Genomic DNA, 17525 nt, shown 5'->3' with positions numbered 1-17525 from the left:
AAACCCTAAACGCTCCACTGCGGCTGTTGCTATATCTAACTTACTGACAATATAGCATTATTATTTTTTACTGGCTTGCCCATTAACTTAAAAATTACGCTCTTGTGTAATTACGCTCAATAAAACAACAGCCCTTATTAATAAATAATTTACAAATAAATATTGCAAACGTTTGCATTTATCTCTAGAGTTTCAATTTATACAGCCTGTTTACATTAAAATTTAATCAATCTCGCTGTAATACACACTGTTTAACACACTAAAAACGGAATCTCACACATGAAATTCAATAAAACAAAAAGCATGCTAGCCTGTGCAATTACTTTAGCCCTAAGCACACACGCTGCTCTTGCAGCAGAACAAGCAAAAGAAAAAAAAGTTGAGCGAATTGCGTTTCTGGTACACCCGCAGGTGTTGGGATCAGAAAGATTGATGCCAGCTACGCTGTAACAAATATTGATTCATCACAAATTATAAAATTATCACCTAAAAGTACTGCTGACTTATTTAAAGCCGTTCCCGGTGTGTGGGTTGAAAGCTCTGGCGGTGAGTCTGGTGCCAACGTATTTGTGCGTGGGTTTCCAGGAGGTGGTGATGCGCCATTTTTAACACTCAGTATTGAAGGCTCGCCAGTTTACCCTGCGCCTACTCTTTCATTTTTAGAAAACTCATCGTTATTTAGAATCGATGAAACGATCGAAACAATGGAAGCACTGCGTGGTGGTCCTAATCCTGTGCTATCCAATGGTCAGCCTGGTTTAACAACCAACTTTAGATTAAAACGTGGCAGTGAAGATACTCAAGGCTTATTTAAATACACCACCTCAGATTACGACTTACAACGGGTTGATGCTGTAGTAAGTGGTGAAATCACCGACGACCTATATTTTATGGTAGGCGGCTATGTTAAAAGCTCTCCTGGTATCCGTGATGCAGGCTTTACTTCTGAAAAAGGCAGCCAATTTACAATTAACATTACTAAAGAGTTAGACAATGGCGAGCTTAACTTTTATACCCGTCAAACAGACGATCATGGCGCATGGTACCTACCAACACCACTCAATGTTAATGGCATTGATGCTGAATATACCCAACTTGGCACACTTAACCGTCAAGCGACGATTTTTACCGGCCCAAATGCGCAACCACACGACATTGACCTAGGTGATGGCCGAGGATGGGATGGCCATGTATCCGGCGGTAGTATTAAACTTGAATTTGATAATGGCTGGCAATTTATTGATCGCTTCAATATTACCAAAGGCGATGCCAATACATTTGGCCTAGTACCCAATGGTTCAGCAACAACCGTTGGTGAAGTGGCCGACAATGGCCAAACGGCATTCGGTGCGGTAACTAACACCGAATATGCTAGTGACACTGCGATTCAGCAACTGGGTCGCTGGGTAGTATTAAAAGAAATAAGCTCGTTTACTAACGACTTAGCTTTTTCAAAACAATTTGGTGACTTATCAGCCACTTTTGGTTATTACACAGCAAGCACATCTGCGAGCGATTGGTGGAGCTTAGGTAATACCGCGTATCATGTGCTGGAAGCTGGTGGTGAGTTATTAAATGGTATTGAATGTAACCAAAACACTGACGGGTGTGGTTTTAATTACGATATTAGCTCAACAGGCGATGCACGCACCAATGCCCTTTACTTTACAAGCCAATATAAATTTGCAGATGCATTTACGCTTGATTTAGGTGTACGTAAAGAAAACCATGATGTGCAGTACAGTGTTGATGAAGACCTTGACGGTATTATCACTAAAACTGTTGATTACGATGAAAGTAAAACCTCATGGACAACCGGTTTAAACTATTCAATTAATGACGACATGGGCGTGTTTGCACGTGTTAACCGTGGTTATAAAATGCCATATTTTGATGACTTTAGAGATAACTTTGGCGCATACCAAGGGGGTGAAAAACTCATTAAAGAAGTAACGCAGGGCGAACTAGGTTACAAGCTTATTTCAGACTCTACCGACTTCTACGCCACCTTTTTTGTCAATGAAGTAAAAGGCGATACCTTTGTAAGTCGCCCGGGTGTGCCGGCTGAAATTTTAACCAACGAAGCGTATGGTGTTGAACTTGATTACAACTTTAATCATGAATCTGGCTTTTCTGTTAATTTAAATACCACATTACAACAAACCGAAATCACTGAAAGTCCAGAAAATAAAGGCAATGAAGCACAGCGCCAGCCTAAATGGCAAGTACGTGTAACACCAAGCTATGACTTTGAAGTAGACGGCATGTATGCCACTTTATATGGAACAATTTCAGCGGTGGATGACCGCTTTGGTAATAACGAAAACACCGTGACACTTGATGGCTACGAAAAAGTAGACTTAGGTTTAATTATTGAACCAATGGAAGGCATTAAACTGCAATTAGCCATAGATAACCTAACCGACGAGCAAGGCATCACTGAAGGCGACCCACGCAATGCCGACGCCCCCAATGGCCGTTACATTATGCCGCGTACAACACGCTTAAGTGTTAGTTACGCATTTTAATACACTCCCTAAGCAATAAATTAAAGTCGCGGTGTTTAGTACACGGCGGCTTTTTTTATTATAGGTGTCAACCTATTAGCAAGCTCTCTATGCGCACTAACGGGTAAGTGTATGCCCTCTTTCTTGCATGGTTTTATCAGCGGATAACAATCTAAAAATTCACACGTGTGACGATCAGAGGCGGCTTTGAACTCAATGGATAATTGTTCAGCTTTTTTACCTGCACCTGCGTAAATGCTTTTATAACTTCCCACTTCACGAACCTTGGGCGGGCTTATAATGATTATCTTTGATATTGTTTTACAATGATAAAAGGCTTTAATGGCTAAAATTAACTCCTCAAGCGCTTTGCCAATATCGATAACAAACAGTGCAAAACGTGCTTTTAAGTCATTGGTGCCAAGCTGAATAATAACAACATCAACAGTGTGCGCTTCCAGATACGGTTTTAAATATTTAATGCCCGATTTATCTCCCATAAACGGGGGGTTATTGACTAAAGTACGATTAGGCTCCCCGGCTTCAATCACTTCAAAGCCGGTGCCCAACTGCTGCTTTAATAAAGTAGGCCAGCGTTCAATTTCGCTCAGCCGTTTGCCATCAACAGGAGAAATACCAAAGGTATTGGAATCACCAAAACACAGAATATTCATTAAAACGGATTCAATGTATAGCCTTGTTGCTGTAACTGCGCATGCGCAGTCATCGCAGAAAGCGCCATTTTCACCCCAGGTATAAGCTGATCTGCTGCTACCTTCATATGCATTGCCGACTGCCCGCATACATATACCTGCGTGTTATTAGCAAGCAGCTGTTTAATTAAAGATTCGGTTTTGTTATCTTTTTCAAACCGAGCTTTATAATCACTGTTTTGCAGTACATCAACGCTGGCTCCACCGTGTACCACCAGCGCAAGCTGAATATTTTCTGGTTTTACGCCGTGAGCCACATGCATATTAATAAATCGCGCTAACGAATTAATATGATTATTTTGCGCGCCCTTTTCAGCGCCTTTACCTACATCAAAAGCTATCTTAAACTGCGCTTGGCTTAAATCAGACACATTCTCGGGCACATTATAAAAATAACCATAGTCTTTAATAACAGGCGCAGGCTCTGCAGCAAGAGTACTAAAGCTAGCCAAAAGTAAGCTTGAGCCAATAAGTAACGTTTTCATACATCATCCTTTTTACTTTTTGTTTAGCCTAACGCTATTTAACGTGATTAACTAGCCTGAATATGTGAATGCGATTTAAAAGTCATTCCTAAATAATTAAAGGTATGTTTAAACATATCGATAAATGCGTCTGGCGCAGAGGGAGATGCGGCATTAGACAGCAGTGAAAACTGCTTTTGACGTAAAGTTCTAAGCTTCGGTTTTAACGCCTCATCATCCATGTAATCTGTGATCCTGTCCATAAATGCTTTCATTTGTGGCGTGGTGTTATACCAGTACACAGGAGATGAGAACACCCAATGTTCGTAGCGAAGTAACACTTCAAACAAATTATAAAAATCATCATTGTGATACTGCTTATCGTAGCGATAAGGTGAAATAACATAATCATCTAAGCAAAAAACAATGCCGCTTTGTTGCTTACTATAGGCATTAACTTGCGCGGTAGTGTTGCCATTTTTACGACCACTTGAATATATGATTGCGATATGGTGTGCTGATTTTTCTTGCATTGGGTTAGCTCCTTTTCTTATGATGGAGCAAAGCTTAAAACCTCAAGTTAAGTTCAGGTCAATAAGAAATAATTTAATTTTTAAAAGGAATTAAAGTGATGGCGGTACAAAAAAAGCTTACTGAAGCCAACTTAACGGTTGGGTTTGTCGCTAAACGCAGTGGCGTTAAGGTATCTACACTGCACTTTTACGAAACTAAAGGGCTAATACGCAGTTGGCGAAACAGTGGCAACCAACGACGTTTTAAACCAGATGTACTAAGGCGAGTCGCAGTTATAAAAGCGGCACAAGCGATGGGGATCACGCTGGAAGAAATTAAACAAACACTGGCAACGTTACCAGAGCAGCGCACACCTACCCAAAAAGACTGGTCTGCACTTTCAAAACAATGGCAAGCACAGCTTGATGAGCGCATTGCTTACATGCAACGTCTACGTGAGCGGGTTGATGGCTGTATTGGCTGTGGGTGTTTATCAATGAGTAAGTGCCCTATTTATAACAAAGACGACCACTTAGGTGAAACCCAAAGTGGTGCCATTTTGTTAGAGCGAGATTAAGGCTTATAAGACATTAATCTAGACCATTTAAGCCTTCTCGTGCAGCACGATATAATGCCCCTAGAGTTGAATCAAATACTGATTTAATAAAACTGTAAGTCAGCTCTACGGCTTTACTAATAACTTTGCCAGCAAACACTAGCATGTGGCCGAGTAAACCTAAGGTTTGCGTTGCAAATGAGGCTGACGCTTTGGCTATTTTATCAAGCGTTCGCGCGAGCATATCGTAAAAAGTTAAGCCTGTACCTATGGCTGCTTGTGCCGCAACAGCACTGTAGTAACCCGAATCTTTTAATAAGGTAACTAACGCAGCGCCCAGTTTATCTGCCCAGTGTGAACTAAATGAAGCTTGGTTTCTGTCTTCAAACTTTAAACGTACCGGTGTGCTTAAGAAGTGGTTTGCTTTTACAGTTAAATTGCCCCAGTCATTACTGTTTGCGGTATTAACATAGCCTGGCGTACCACTTAACTTGTGGGCTGCGCCTTTAAGACCTTGACCGTTATCAAGACGAATTTCTTGGCCATTGTAGGGCGCATGTGAAAATGGCCACAAAGGCACTTTTGTAACCGGATCAGCACCGTGTGTACAGCGGTATATTTTATCAATACGAGAAGTAGCAGCGCGCGAAAAGTTATCAAGCCCTACTCTTGGCGAGCCAAATGTATATAATTTAACGGGTAACGAATACTCTGCTTTTATCCAATCGGCTGAAAGCGTAGCCAATGCACCACCTAAACTGTGACCAACAATGTGCACACAGCCGGTTATTTTGTCTCGAATGTTAGCCGCTACAAACTCTTGTAAAGCGGGCTTCATGCTATAAAAGGTTTTATTAAACCCAGCATGTACCATACTGCCATTAGAGCCACCGCTTAACCCAAAGTGTGCATCTGTTAGGCCATCTCTAAGAGAGGCCGTGCCGCGAATAGTGATTACTGAATCACCTTGATACAGCCCTTGGCCATGTCCTAGCAAACCAAAACCAGTGCTTAAACCAAATAAATGAGAGAAAAAACCACCAGATATTCCTTGTACTGCTTCAGGGCTAACCCCAAAGTTAAAGCTACCTCGCAGAGAAGGATGCAAAGAATTATTAAGTAACGTGGTACTTTTAATACTCTTTGCTTTATAAGCAAGCAAAGCAACTTGTACAGCTTGTGTAGGAGTTAAAGTATTCATAAAATTCCCTTTAAATGATTATGTTAAAAGTTACATTTTACATGCACCATATATCGTAAAGAAATGCTCTGGTGCTTCTTCTATAGGTATGTCGTATGTTTGTGGCTCTTCGGCAATATCACACTCTAAGTTAGCGAGTAAGTTTTTTAGGGTATCACTCCCTTCGTGCATAGACACGGTTGTGTACCAAAGTACAACGCCCTCAGGCGTACCATTTTCTAAATAAACATGCTGAACCAGTGATTCATTATCAAACATGTTTGCAGGCTTACTCGTTTTTATAGATTTTTCTGTGAAGGTAAAAAAACCATTTTCATCGGTTATTGCTTCATCTTTATATTCATCACCATAAGTAAGCGCACGTACAACCTTAGTATTTGCAACAGGCTGCCCTTTATCTAACAACTGCCCCTTCATCGGAGCCGATAAAACAAAATCCTGCTTATTAAAAAAACCAAACATATCTGCACAAGCCTGTGTTGTAGTAAAAATAATAGTAATAGATACAACTACCAAAAAGTAAGCTTTAAAACGCGATAACAAAATATACAACTCCCTACTATTAGCCTCAAAATATACGTGTCGTATTGCTATTTAATGACGTTTTAAACTCTTAACTATCAGCGTTAATGAAATTGCCATTTCAACTAAAATTTATTCTAATTGGGTACAAAGCGCACTGCAAGCATTTAGAGCAAAAAACAAGCAATAAATCTTTCCCTAAAAAAACACTTCATAAACCAGCTTACATATAATGCTAAACCCTAGTCCCATCATTAATATATAGCCATACAAAATAGCAATAGCGCCACCCGATGCATCCCCTATTTTGTCTATTTCAATACATGTAGAGCACACTATAAAAAAGATAAAAAAGTTAGCAATTAAGCCTAATATATAAGCTTCGCCAAATAATGGGGAAATACCGACTAATAACGCACTTAGCATAATAAGTATGCCTGAAAGCGCCTCCTTCAGAGAAAACTTATACTCAATAATTTTGAGCACCAAGGTCACGACCATTAATGCTAAAAAATAAACCGTAGGTTTAAACTGGCTATATAAATAATCCACACTAAACATTTGGCTAATCGTTAATGAGGGCTCTTTAGCTGGGCTTAAATCTTCTGTTATCGCGCTTGAAGCGTCATCGGTAAAAAAATACGCTACCGCAACAATAATTAACTTTATCATTCCAAAAAAGATAAAACTGGCGACCATAAACCCTATTGAATCGTCTCTGGTTAATCGCTTGTTTGCTTTACTTTCTACAATTTTAGCTAGCAATACACCCAATAAGCACACACTACCTAAATAAAGCAGCGCGACCCAAAACTGATCAAGATAAAAAACCGATAAGCCAGGGGCAATAAATAAAAACATTGAATCTTCATTATCTAACGAACTTTTAGGCTCAACGCTGTATTTTGACTGTTTAAAAAGTGCTAAATAAACAAATAATGGCTGTAAAAACAGCATTAAAATGCAGGTGTTTATAAGAGTCATTTATCATCCTTGATTACTGCCAACACACTGCGCCGAGAGTATTGGCAATTTCGAAACTAATTAAAGGTTTATTTTTTGAAAGTAGGTTTTAAGCTTTAATAAGCCCGACTCAAGCTCAAACTTTTGTATTTTAGGGTTTTTAAACTTAAACCCGTTTGATATGTGGGTATTGATCATCGTCGCTATGCCTTCAAAACCCGCAGGGGCAGTTGCGACTAAATCGCTCAATAATGGTTGAATAAGCTCTTGATGCTCTTCAATTTTGGTTGGATCCTCGTAAATATCGTATACAAGGTTGGTTAGTGTATGTTGGTTTTGTTGTTCCATAATAATTCTATAGCGCCTTAATTTGGCGTTTATAGCTCCTTTTTGTATCAGTTTTTATTCAATGATTTATTCTTAATCAAAAATTTTTTTAGCTAACTTTATCAAATCAACAGCTCGTTCTTTATCATAAGCTAAAGGACTGTGGTCAATAACATATTGTGCATGCTCATTTACTGCAAGCCAATCCTGCTGCGATTCATATAAGTTTGCTAACTTAAAGTGCGCAGCCGCAACTAACGAATTTGGTAATTCTGCATCTAATGCTAAAAATTCTTTGTAAAGGGCAATAGCATAATTAATATCTTGCTCCACAAACATACCACTGCCATATAACCAAGCTAAAGTTGAATAAGCTTTTGGCTCTTTTGCCGCAACCCGCTTTTTGGCCTCCTCTAATAATCGAGTTCCATCTCCATTATGGAGGCTTAGTGTAACCAGTGCCTTCCAGTATCCCATTCCATAAGCTTTTTCACACCACTCTTCAAGATACTCAGGCGCGTTAATTAAACTTTTATGGCACTGCTCTGCGGCAGCTAATACAGTCAAATCTGGAGCATTTATATCTATTGAATTATCCCATCGAGGGCCAGCGGCATTACTAATTAAGCTAAAAGTAAACAGTGCACTAATTAATAAATACTTTGTCACATGACTGCCAAGTGAAAAGCTATATACGCGTGAAAAACTCACAAATTACTTTCTTTCAAATATGTTTCAGCCTCATCTCGCCATCTCTGTGCAAGTTCCCTACGACCTTCTCTTTTTGCCTTATCAATTACATATTGAGTATGAGTTATTACTTTATCCCACATACCCAGCTTTCTATAAATTGTAGCTAACTCAAAATGTGTAGAAGTTTTAAGTGTAATTGCTTGGTTATTTTCTTGTGCTAAATAAAGCTGGTATAAGCGTGCAGCTTTACTTAAATCTTTTTTAACTAAACGGCCGCTTTGGTATAACCAAGCTAATGTATTAATAGCATTAGCTTCACCTTGTTCAATTCGAATATTTAATTCATTTAAATAACGGGACCCATTCCCAGTATACATACCAATATAATACAAGGACTCCAAGTGACCCATTTCGTAAGCTTTTTCACACCATTCTTCTAATTTGTTAGGTGCGTGCATATAGCTTTTTTCGCATTGCTTAGCTGCAATTTCAACGGTTAAGTTCGGATCATTAATATCAATATTCGCAAACATAGATGCTTTAGCATCCGTAAAAATAAAAAAACCAATTGCTAACACAAGTGTCACTGGTGCTTTTACCATTGGAATGACCCATCATTATTAATACGCTTTTCTGGTAGGTGGACTTGAAATGATTTAACCGTACTTTCATACGGAAAACCCTCTTTGTAGAAGTATTGTCCTTTCAAAGTCTCTTGTTGGCTAGACATGCCCTTACACGGCCTGTCGCTGTAACAAGATAAGCCACCAATAAAATCAATAAAACGAACATTTTGAATACCGTGCTCTTTAATTAAAGAATCAATACCTATTTGATACTTTAAATTCTTAACTGCGTGCCATCGACTCATAAAAGCAACAATTTTATTCTGCTTAGCTCTCTTGAGGATTGTAGCTAAATTATAAGCCCAAAGATCGTTTCTAAACGTATGCGCGTCAAAACACTCTCCAGTCACGGCTTTTGTCGATGGGCATACACTATCCATTACTTCCATCGTTTCTACAGAAACATCCAATGCAACTATCTTCATTCCTGCATTGCGTGCCGCCTTTACCAGCTCACCATAGGCTTGAGGAGTAAAATCACCATGTGTCCAATATTTATCAAAATATTGCTGTATTATGTTAAAGCCTTTACCTGTTCGTTGATACAGTTCAATTTTTTCCTGCATCGAGCTAGGCAGCATTTCTATAGCAAAATGTGTAAAACCCGCAGCCTTTAACTGCCTAATCGCTTTTATAGCCTCATATTTATAGCCAGCAGCACTATGGCTCGATTCGCCTAACATAACTAAACGCGCATTACCGGCCATTGTTCTGTAATTTACATCCGTGTTTATTTTATTCATTATCTATCCTTGATTTTATTTAAATTTTCAAAACACCATCTATAAAATTCAATAGCGTTATTATTCTCAGAGCTGTAAGGAGCAACTGCATATTCATAGTTCATTGCAAATAAAAGCTCTTGTGTAGTGAAGTTACATTCTTTACTTTTTGAATAACATTCCTTTACTCCACGCCATAATGACATTGCGCGGCTAAAATACTCGTCACCCCATTTTTCTTTAAATTGCTTGCTGGGGTTATTTTTTAGCGTAAATGAAGCGACGTCTTGAAGTGTTAAATTTTTGATATTTATACATGCCATAATGAACAAACTAATATTCAGGTGCTTTGCAATATAAATTTTCTAAGGCAGAAACAATTGTAGTATCAGGTACAAGATTATGTACTGAAACAAGATGTAAAATAGACGAATTAATTACAATATTAAACTCACCATTTGGAATCCTATATTCATAACTGGAAATCTTTTTACCATTAGTACCAAATGTTATATACGTCTTGCATCTGGGACAAACCTCAACACTTCGTAATTTATTTATTATCTGGGCTTGCCTTAATGCTAATAAAAACCAATCAAGAAACACGTCCCTATCCTTTAATGATTGGAAATTTTCTGTCATTAGTGTTAAATCAATACGTACATCATTTCTTTTATAAGATATCATCAGCAGTACCTTAAATGAGAACAATTAAAAATTTAAATATATTTCTCTGTTTGTTACCAAGCTAATTTTCACAAAACTAAGCATCAACACACTTCAATTTACTAATAAATTGATTCAAATCATCACGGTCAAACTGCAAACAACCAAAGTCGAAGTCAAAATAAAATATTTTGCCAATGTTATTCTCTCCATAACCTACACATATAACGGCCCCACCAAATAAACCTAGAAAAGGAAAAACCTCGTATTCACTTAAATATCCTTTAAAGCTTTCCCATATATCATCTAGCTCTTCATCACAAAAAACTTCTTCTATAACTAAATATTTATCTGGGATTTCTTTACTAAGTTCACTATACAGTGTGGTGTCAACTTGTGAAGATAACAGTAAGGTACATTCTGGCTCTCGCCATACTCTTTTAATTATATGTTTAATGCTCTTAATTTCAGTCATACATCACACCTTATACAAGCTCTTTTGGAGACTTATAATTCAATACGTTATTAGGATTATCTTTGTTATGTTTTATCACTGCCCTGCCTCCAGTATGTGCAACACCTCCATTTCTAACAGAGTGCACAGATTTAGGAATGAGCATCATTGTTTTAGCATCTTGGTGATGATGCCAAACATATTTAGTTTTATCGTATACTTCAATACCAGCTTTTTCCATTGCTAAGGGTACATCATTTAGCATATCCCCAGTCAAGCCCTCTACGGAGACTGTTTTTTGTGAGTATGGAGTAAAATCAGGGAAACCATCGGTATCGAACGCAACATCCCCGCCTTTAGTTTTAACAATAGTACCTGCTAGATCCGAGTTAATTATTTTTCGACCGTTAATTACCTTGTCAGGATTGATATCATTAATTAAAGCTTTTTCCAAAGCTGACTGTTCTATGCCATATGGCTTAGTTATACTTCGAGTATCTTCACTAGCATTATCTTCAAGCAACTCACTCCAACTATCGTCATCTTGTAGCTGATAAAATTTATTTGATTCTTTTTTGAAAATGCCCTCAGTATGGTGAATCACATTCTCGTTTTCATGCCCAAAGATTGAAGCACATGCAGCCCAATGGCAATCCCCTACATTTTCGGCTAGAAGTTCTGATATATCTGTTGGTTTAGAAACTTGAACTGAACTATCGAGAAGCTCGATATCTCCAGGGTTATCAAGTAACACATACCCGGGGATAACATCACCAGCAACATATACCTTTTTATATACATTACTATTTAAGGACCCGCCACTTTCTATTAATTGCCCAAGGTCATCTGTTATTGTCGCTCCATTAAATGCATATACCGTTAGAGTACTTCCCACAGGGACTATTGCAGATTTAGTCTCATCTATAATCCCATGGCCAGCAAAAACAACCCTTTTAGCATCTCCTTCCTTACAACTCAACCCAAACGGGTCCACCCAATTAACTGGATTCGGCGCATATTGATAGTGGTTTATGCCACCCACAAGGCCAATCGGATCTTGGTTTATAAAGCGTTGTTGTTTGGGGCTGTAGTAGCGGTAGCGGTTGTAATGTAAGCCACTCTCGATATCTAAATATTGCCCTTGAAAACGTATTGGCTGAGTGAAGCTATTTGTAGTGTTTGCCTCTGACTCTTCATAACCATATACATCTGCTTGGTTTTCCCAGACTACTTCTGTTTTGTTGTTGGTTACAAAACGTGGAGTATTCAGTTGGTCTAGGTGGTAGTAGTACACCTCACCTTTTTTAATCAGCGCGACTGGGTGAAATTGATTTGGCAGGTTGATATACCAGGTATATTCACCCTGTTGGTATTCGCCAATTAGCTGGTCGTTATCCCAAATGTAGTCAATTTTGCCCTGCTCGGTGTGTTTGGCGATACGACGCCCGAGTGGGTCGTAATCGTATTGAGTAAGCGTACCGTTGTTGTTAAAGCAACTTAGCTGATTAAATGCATTGTATTCGCGGCGGGTTTTTATACCTTTGCCGGTTTCGCGTATTTGGTTACCAAATTCATCATAATGAAAGTCGCTGTCGCCAAAGTGAGTTAACCGGTCGGCATCAGTGGTACCTGTAATAACATCATCATTATCACTTAAATCACTAGCAAACGTTGCTGCATTTGAATCGTTATATTCGCTATTAATTACATTAGGTGTGCTTTCTGACTGGTTACTTTCAACCTTATTGCTGGCGTCGCTATCATCATTGTGCTGAGGAGTTTGCTGCTCAGCTAATTCGTCATTTTTAACCGTTGACTGGCTAACTGGGTTACCAAAGCTATCCCACTGGTATTGCGTGGTTTTTGTGTTCTCAGAACTTACTAGATTTTGTTGAATTAACTGGCCTAGGCTGTTGTACTCAAAATTAATATTATGACTACTAACACCTTCCTCTTTACGCGCAATCAGCTGGTTTACGCTGTCGTAGATGTACGTACAGGTATCAAATAGTGCTTGCGCAGGATGGGTTAACTGCTGTTGTGTTAGGCGGTTAAATACATCAAATTGTTGGGTAAGGGTTATGTCATTACCAAACTTTTGCGTTTGAATATTACCTTGACTGTCATAGCTAAGCGCTGCAAGTTCAACAGCCGTGCTATTGGCTTGCTGTAAGTGAATGCCACTCAATTGACCAAATTTATTATAACTGTAATTCAGTTTGCTTGAATCTGGCAAGGTCAGTGATTGCCTTCTGCCGTAGTCGTCGTAACTGTATTTTAAGGTATGGGCTTGTTGCTGATTATGTACTTGCTCAGCACGTACTAATCGCCCGCCTTTATCAAACTGCTGCTTTAAGGTTGATTGTGCATTGTGCGCACGAGTAATTTTACCTTGCAGGTTATAGCTGTAGTAATTGGCGTTATTAACGATGTGAGTATCGGTTGCCAAACTGGCATGCTGCGCAATCACGCGGCCTAATTTATCACGCTCTATTTTTACATGGCGTTTATCGCTTTGTGTAACCGAGGTTAAGCGGTTGCAAGCATCGTATTTATATTGCTGTAGCGTGCCATCAAATCCAGTTACTTGCGTTGGGTTTTCGTTAGCGTCATAACTTATGCGGTATACATGGCCGTCGCTACGTTCGATAGCGGTTAGGTTGCGCTCTTTATCGTAAGTTAAATGCAATGCACTGCCATCGGGCTGAATAACACAATGTGGCTGGCTTAGCCCTTCAAAGTGTTGCTCGGTGGTATCACCCTTACTGTTTTGCGAGCTAATTAACCGCCCTGCATCATCGTAACTAAAATGTTGATGCTGTTTATTTTCAGGGTCTTTTTCGTCAAAGGCAATAGTTTGCGCAAGCTGGCCGTGCTCATTGTATTTATATTGAGTCAGCAAACCTGCGTTATTAATGGTGGCATTTACACGGCCTAAACTGTCGTAGCTGTAGCGAATGAGCTCATCGTTATGGTGTTTGGCTAAAAGCTCGCCTTGCTCGTTCCATACAAATTTAGTGACTTGACCATCTTTATTTATGTGTTGGGTTAGCTGGCCAAATTTGTCATAGCTGTAAAGTACGGTGCGACCGTCGCCAAAGGTTTCACTTTGCAGCAAACCCGCCACACTGTATTTACGGGTTATTGTTTGACCATCAGGCAAGGTGGTTAATACACGCTGACCCAATTGGTTGTAAGCAAATTTAGTGACACTGCCATCTGGCTGCGTTATTGATTCTAACTGACCGTAAGGGGTATAACTGTATTTTATTTCACTGCTGTCTGGCTTTATTTCCGTTATTTTTTGGCCTTGTGCGTTATAGCGGTAGTGCCAAACATTACCATTAGGATCGGTGTGCTTAACTAACTTACCTTGCGCGTTATGTACAAAGTGTTCTTTATGCCCACGCGAGTCTATACAGGTTGTTTCACCAGCGTCTAAATTATATTCAAACTGATACGTATAGGTGTTGTTATCGCCCCATTGTTTTATACACTTAGCACTTGATGAGTAACTATCCCATTCAAAGTGATGGCTAAAACCACTGGCACGGGTACGCTTAGTTAATAAATTAGCGGCGTTATAGCCATAATGCTCTGTTTCACCTTGTTGATTGGTCGCGCGAACGAGATTTTTGTTTTCATCATAATCATATTGCGCAAGTAACGGCGTTAGTAATACTGGCTTGTTGTTATCACCTGTACGATAAGCCGAAATGTTTGCCAGCAACCCTTGCGGGTTATATTTTAAAATACAGCCGCGTGCTTTATTAACCTCAACGCGATGCAAGCGCTCTTTCGCATCGTAATAAAAACCAATACTTTGGCCTTTTTCATTAATAACTTTTTCGAGCAACCATGAGTTTTCGCCAGCTTTAAACGTAAGATGCTGATCATCTGGCGTTACCAATACTTGCTTACCATTAGTTTGGTAATGCAACGCCAAATTACTGCTTAGCTGATAGCTCGATTGCCCCGGTTTTACTTTTTCAAAGCGGTGTTTAGCGCCATGCTCATCTTGGTATTCTAACCAGTAGGTGCCTTTTTGTTTTGGGCCTACTTTAGGTGGCGGTAAGTAATGCTCAGTTAACTGCACCATAAAGTCATGTCGCCAACCATTACCCATTACACTGCATACATCCGCATGCGATGAACGGTATAGGCGTCGCCAAATTAATTGTTTGCTACCTGCTAAGGTGAAATCAATAAGCGGCAGTATTTCTTCACCCGAGAGCATAGAAACTGGATCAGAGCGGCACTCTTGTTTGGTGATAGGTTCTTCACTTGGGGTATTATTACTTGCACCGCCACTGTTTTTAGCCGGCGCTTGAGAGGCACTTTTACCTGAGGCTGTTGAACTGCTCTTACTACTTGGCTTTTTACCTGCTGCGCCGCTATTAGTGTTATCGCTTACTTGAATAGCCGACTTAGCTTTTTGGTGATAACAACTAATTTTATCTGCAACCAAAGCTTGGGTTAATACACTCGCGGTTTCACGGGCTGACGCACCGCGCGAACAGCTCACTCCTGCAAGGTTAAGCAAGTTAATAACGTCTAAACGTTTAGCGGCGTCGCTAGTAAGCGCACTGCCTATTTGCGCAATTTGATTTTTGGCACTTTCAGGCGTGTTAGCTGCTACAGCAACAAAGCCCGACGGCGCAGAACCTTTACCAGCGACGAGGCAAATTGGGTAACTTATTCCTTGTAAAACAACGGTATTACTTTGCATTAGCTGTCTACTTCCTCACTTATCCATAAGTATGATGCTGCACCTTGATGCTTAGCTTGCTCTTGGGAGAGCATTAATGCATAACTAAAATGCTCAACAATTGCAGGGCTTGTGGTTAATTGGTACAAATTAACTAACCCTTCTAGTGCGCCTATTTTCCCTAATTTATAATTGGGTAGTTCGTAATATGTGTGCTCATCAATTAAGCTAGTAAGTAGCTGTAAATTGTTTAGCCAACTATCATCATCTACCCCATTTCCCGGTGCAAAAATTAGATCAATCTTATTCTCTGTTTGTTCAGCTAATCGCGTAAGCATACCTGCTAGCTGATTATGTTTGCTAAAATCAATAGATGCTGCAATCTCATGGCTTACCTGCGACCACCCGCAAGGCACCATTTCAACTACAGCCAACGCACCACCTACACCTTGATATACAAACTGTTGCTGTTTATTTGCTTTAAAAGTTGCATCTAAAGCAATTACATTAAATTTTTGCCATTTTTTTTCACCAGCCAAAGCTATAGCAGAGTGTGCACCTGTTGTTCCATGAAAAATCAGCTCGTTGCTATGATCGGGGTATAACTGTTGTAAGCTTTGAGCTAATAACTGTTTTAGCTCATCTTGAAATGATAATGCCGGTAGTAACCAAATCATCGGCAATGTGCTGTCTGTGACTTCTGCCATTAATTCTTTAGATTTAATTATGCAATCGTAAACACATGCATCCCAAGACTGCCATTGCAACTCATTAAAAACAGCACTGTTATCGTCAAATAATAATGTGTCTACGCTGCTAATATTTGGGACAGAAAAGCATGTCATCTCGATTGAAAATGCACTCATGGTGCCACCTCGTCCTGAGTTTTATTGGCAGCGAGATGTTGATAATAGCGATATAAATTAAACACCCCTTGGCTATAGCTATCCATGGCCGATAAATAAATGGCATTAGGCACTTCATCAAGAGGGTGCCCTGCAATCAGTCGTAAACTCGACATGGCGGTTTCATATTTAGGCCAGTTATGTTTTAACTGCTGCTGAAAATCTATTAGCGCGCTTTCATCACCTTGCCAAGCGAGTCGCTGGATATCGTACTCCACTAGCTGATCGAGTTTATCACCTAACATGCGTCTTATTAGCGCAATAATTAACGCGGGTTGCTCTACCTGTTGTAATAAAGAATTAGCCAAAACAATTAGTTTTACAAAACCGCTTTGTAATAAAATATGCAATGTGTGATCAACCGATAAGGTATTACTGGCATGATTACTTAAGCTGTTTACTTGCTCAAAATTTAACGACAACAAAAATAACGACATTAAGGGTGATAGATGGGCTTGCTCACTTAATGCATCAAAAATAGCCGTTAATATCTGTCTATCGTGGTGCTGCGCAAGGCTGGTAATTTGATTTATAGTGACCAGTGTTTGCGGGGCAATCTCTTCCTCAGCACTGTAAGCAAAAAACAAGGTGTTTAAATTTAGTAGCCGAATTAAGTTAAAGCTATGCTGTTGGATAACGACTTTATTTATAATGATTTTAAAAAAAGCACTCAGCGCTGGCTCATTAAGTAATTCATTTATAAATATAATATTTTTATTTTGTGGCAAGTTAGCCATAACTTCAATACATGCTTGGGCAACTAATTCATCGTTTTTGGTGTTAGTTATTATTTCGACTAGTTGCTCAGTGGTGGGCAATTCAAAGTTATTTTTTTGATTATTGTTTTTTGCCGTTAACCAACAGCTTTCTAATAGCGTTTTTCTTAAATAGCGAACATGACCTACACACGTAAACGGGCACAGTTGAGCGTTACTAATTTGTAGTAATTGTGCTTGATGATCACTTAAATAGGTCGCTAGCAAAG

The 17525-nt window shown here is 39.3% G+C and carries 16 protein-coding genes and 1 pseudogene; 2 read left to right on the top strand and 15 right to left on the bottom strand.

Features of this window, described 5'->3' with window-relative positions:
• The first annotated feature begins 279 nt into the window (after nucleotides 1-279).
• Nucleotides 280-2528 (top strand): annotated as a pseudogene (locus PTET_RS17055) (TonB-dependent receptor).
• Nucleotides 2529-2563: 35 nt separating this feature from the next.
• Here the strand turns inward: PTET_RS17055 and PTET_RS17050 are convergent.
• Genes PTET_RS17050 through PTET_RS17040 form a run of 3 tightly spaced genes read right to left on the bottom strand, consistent with a single transcriptional unit; the run spans nucleotide 2564 to nucleotide 4217 of the window.
• The gene (locus PTET_RS17050) at nucleotides 2564-3181 is read right to left on the bottom strand and encodes a GDSL-type esterase/lipase family protein (protein ID WP_096039011.1); all 618 of its coding nucleotides are present in this window, start codon (nucleotides 3179-3181) and stop codon (nucleotides 2564-2566) included.
• The gene (locus PTET_RS17045) at nucleotides 3181-3705 is read right to left on the bottom strand and encodes a DsrE family protein (RefSeq protein WP_013462991.1); all 525 of its coding nucleotides are present in this window, start codon (nucleotides 3703-3705) and stop codon (nucleotides 3181-3183) included. The genes PTET_RS17050 and PTET_RS17045 overlap by 1 nt, the downstream gene beginning before the upstream one ends.
• 47 nt (nucleotides 3706-3752) lie before the next feature.
• Complete coding sequence (locus PTET_RS17040) at nucleotides 3753-4217, bottom strand: flavodoxin family protein (protein ID WP_096039010.1); 465 nt, start codon at nucleotides 4215-4217, stop codon at nucleotides 3753-3755.
• 98 nt (nucleotides 4218-4315) lie between these two features.
• Between PTET_RS17040 and soxR the strand changes: the two genes are divergently transcribed.
• Nucleotides 4316-4774: a redox-sensitive transcriptional activator SoxR gene (gene soxR, locus PTET_RS17035; RefSeq protein WP_013462989.1), complete on the top strand. Its 459-nt coding sequence runs from the start codon at nucleotides 4316-4318 to the stop codon at nucleotides 4772-4774.
• 13 nt (nucleotides 4775-4787) lie between these two features.
• Here soxR and PTET_RS17030 read toward each other — a convergent pair whose 3' ends face one another.
• The 12 genes from PTET_RS17030 to PTET_RS16970 form a co-directional block, all read right to left on the bottom strand.
• Nucleotides 4788-5954, bottom strand: a complete 1167-nt coding sequence (locus PTET_RS17030; RefSeq protein WP_013462988.1) for a lipase family protein — start codon at nucleotides 5952-5954, stop codon at nucleotides 4788-4790.
• A gap of 30 nt (nucleotides 5955-5984) precedes the next feature.
• Nucleotides 5985-6497: a DUF6795 domain-containing protein gene (locus PTET_RS17025; RefSeq protein WP_013462987.1), complete on the bottom strand. Its 513-nt coding sequence runs from the start codon at nucleotides 6495-6497 to the stop codon at nucleotides 5985-5987.
• A gap of 177 nt (nucleotides 6498-6674) precedes the next feature.
• Entirely contained in the window at nucleotides 6675-7460 is a 786-nt protein-coding gene (locus PTET_RS17020; protein WP_013462986.1) for a hypothetical protein, read from the bottom strand.
• Between the two features lie 60 nt (nucleotides 7461-7520).
• On the bottom strand, nucleotides 7521-7787 hold the full coding sequence (locus PTET_RS17015; protein ID WP_013462985.1) for a hypothetical protein: 267 nt from the start codon (nucleotides 7785-7787) through the stop codon (nucleotides 7521-7523).
• A 72-nt stretch (nucleotides 7788-7859) separates the two neighbouring features.
• Nucleotides 7860-8477 carry a hypothetical protein gene (locus PTET_RS17010; RefSeq protein WP_013462984.1) on the bottom strand — a complete coding sequence of 206 codons (618 nt, stop codon included), beginning with the start codon at nucleotides 8475-8477 and terminating at the stop codon, nucleotides 7860-7862.
• Nucleotides 8474-9061 (bottom strand): SEL1-like repeat protein, encoded by a 588-nt coding sequence (locus tag PTET_RS17005; protein WP_096039009.1) that lies wholly within the window; start codon nucleotides 9059-9061, stop codon nucleotides 8474-8476. The genes PTET_RS17010 and PTET_RS17005 overlap by 4 nt, the downstream gene beginning before the upstream one ends.
• Entirely contained in the window at nucleotides 9055-9828 is a 774-nt protein-coding gene (locus tag PTET_RS17000) for a ChaN family lipoprotein (protein ID WP_013462982.1), read from the bottom strand. Before PTET_RS17000 ends, PTET_RS17005 begins: the two co-directional genes overlap by 7 nt.
• Complete coding sequence (locus PTET_RS16995; protein ID WP_013462981.1) at nucleotides 9828-10130, bottom strand: hypothetical protein; 303 nt, start codon at nucleotides 10128-10130, stop codon at nucleotides 9828-9830. Before PTET_RS16995 ends, PTET_RS17000 begins: the two co-directional genes overlap by 1 nt.
• A 440-nt stretch (nucleotides 10131-10570) precedes the next feature.
• Nucleotides 10571-10948, bottom strand: a complete 378-nt coding sequence (locus tag PTET_RS16985) for a hypothetical protein (RefSeq protein ID WP_013462980.1) — start codon at nucleotides 10946-10948, stop codon at nucleotides 10571-10573.
• Nucleotides 10949-10958: 10 nt separating this feature from the next.
• Nucleotides 10959-15656 carry an RHS repeat-associated core domain-containing protein gene (locus tag PTET_RS16980; RefSeq protein ID WP_013462979.1) on the bottom strand — a complete coding sequence of 1566 codons (4698 nt, stop codon included), beginning with the start codon at nucleotides 15654-15656 and terminating at the stop codon, nucleotides 10959-10961.
• Nucleotides 15656-16501, bottom strand: coding sequence for a hypothetical protein (locus PTET_RS16975; RefSeq protein WP_013462978.1), 846 nt, complete (start codon nucleotides 16499-16501; stop codon nucleotides 15656-15658). Before PTET_RS16975 ends, PTET_RS16980 begins: the two co-directional genes overlap by 1 nt.
• Complete coding sequence (locus PTET_RS16970; protein ID WP_013462977.1) at nucleotides 16498-17523, bottom strand: hypothetical protein; 1026 nt, start codon at nucleotides 17521-17523, stop codon at nucleotides 16498-16500. The genes PTET_RS16975 and PTET_RS16970 overlap by 4 nt, the downstream gene beginning before the upstream one ends.
• Nucleotides 17524-17525 lie beyond the last annotated feature (2 nt).

It is taken from the genome of Pseudoalteromonas tetraodonis, assembly GCF_002310835.1.
GTDB classification, from domain to species: domain Bacteria; phylum Pseudomonadota; class Gammaproteobacteria; order Enterobacterales; family Alteromonadaceae; genus Pseudoalteromonas; species Pseudoalteromonas tetraodonis.
The sequence above is the reverse complement of the archived record's forward strand: the minus strand, read 5'-3'. Positions and strand labels throughout refer to the sequence as shown.

Excerpts from the sequence above, each read along its gene's own strand:
- PTET_RS17015 (WP_013462985.1), bottom strand. The coding sequence starts at position 7,787 with ATGGAACAACAAAACCAACATACACTAACCAACCTTGTATACGATATT.
- PTET_RS17030 (WP_013462988.1), bottom strand. The coding sequence starts at position 5,954 with ATGAATACTTTAACTCCTACACAAGCTGTACAAGTTGCTTTGCTTGCT.
- PTET_RS17040 (WP_096039010.1), bottom strand. The coding sequence starts at position 4,217 with ATGCAAGAAAAATCAGCACACCATATCGCAATCATATATTCAAGTGGT.
- PTET_RS17005 (WP_096039009.1), bottom strand. The coding sequence starts at position 9,061 with ATGGTAAAAGCACCAGTGACACTTGTGTTAGCAATTGGTTTTTTTATT.
- PTET_RS17020 (WP_013462986.1), bottom strand. The coding sequence starts at position 7,460 with ATGACTCTTATAAACACCTGCATTTTAATGCTGTTTTTACAGCCATTA.
- PTET_RS16975 (WP_013462978.1), bottom strand. The coding sequence starts at position 16,501 with ATGAGTGCATTTTCAATCGAGATGACATGCTTTTCTGTCCCAAATATT.
- PTET_RS17050 (WP_096039011.1), bottom strand. The coding sequence starts at position 3,181 with ATGAATATTCTGTGTTTTGGTGATTCCAATACCTTTGGTATTTCTCCT.
- PTET_RS17000 (WP_013462982.1), bottom strand. The coding sequence starts at position 9,828 with ATGAATAAAATAAACACGGATGTAAATTACAGAACAATGGCCGGTAAT.
- soxR (WP_013462989.1), top strand. The coding sequence starts at position 4,316 with ATGGCGGTACAAAAAAAGCTTACTGAAGCCAACTTAACGGTTGGGTTT.
- PTET_RS16980 (WP_013462979.1), bottom strand. The coding sequence starts at position 15,656 with ATGCAAAGTAATACCGTTGTTTTACAAGGAATAAGTTACCCAATTTGC.
- PTET_RS16995 (WP_013462981.1), bottom strand. The coding sequence starts at position 10,130 with ATGGCATGTATAAATATCAAAAATTTAACACTTCAAGACGTCGCTTCA.
- PTET_RS16985 (WP_013462980.1), bottom strand. The coding sequence starts at position 10,948 with ATGACTGAAATTAAGAGCATTAAACATATAATTAAAAGAGTATGGCGA.
- PTET_RS17045 (WP_013462991.1), bottom strand. The coding sequence starts at position 3,705 with ATGAAAACGTTACTTATTGGCTCAAGCTTACTTTTGGCTAGCTTTAGT.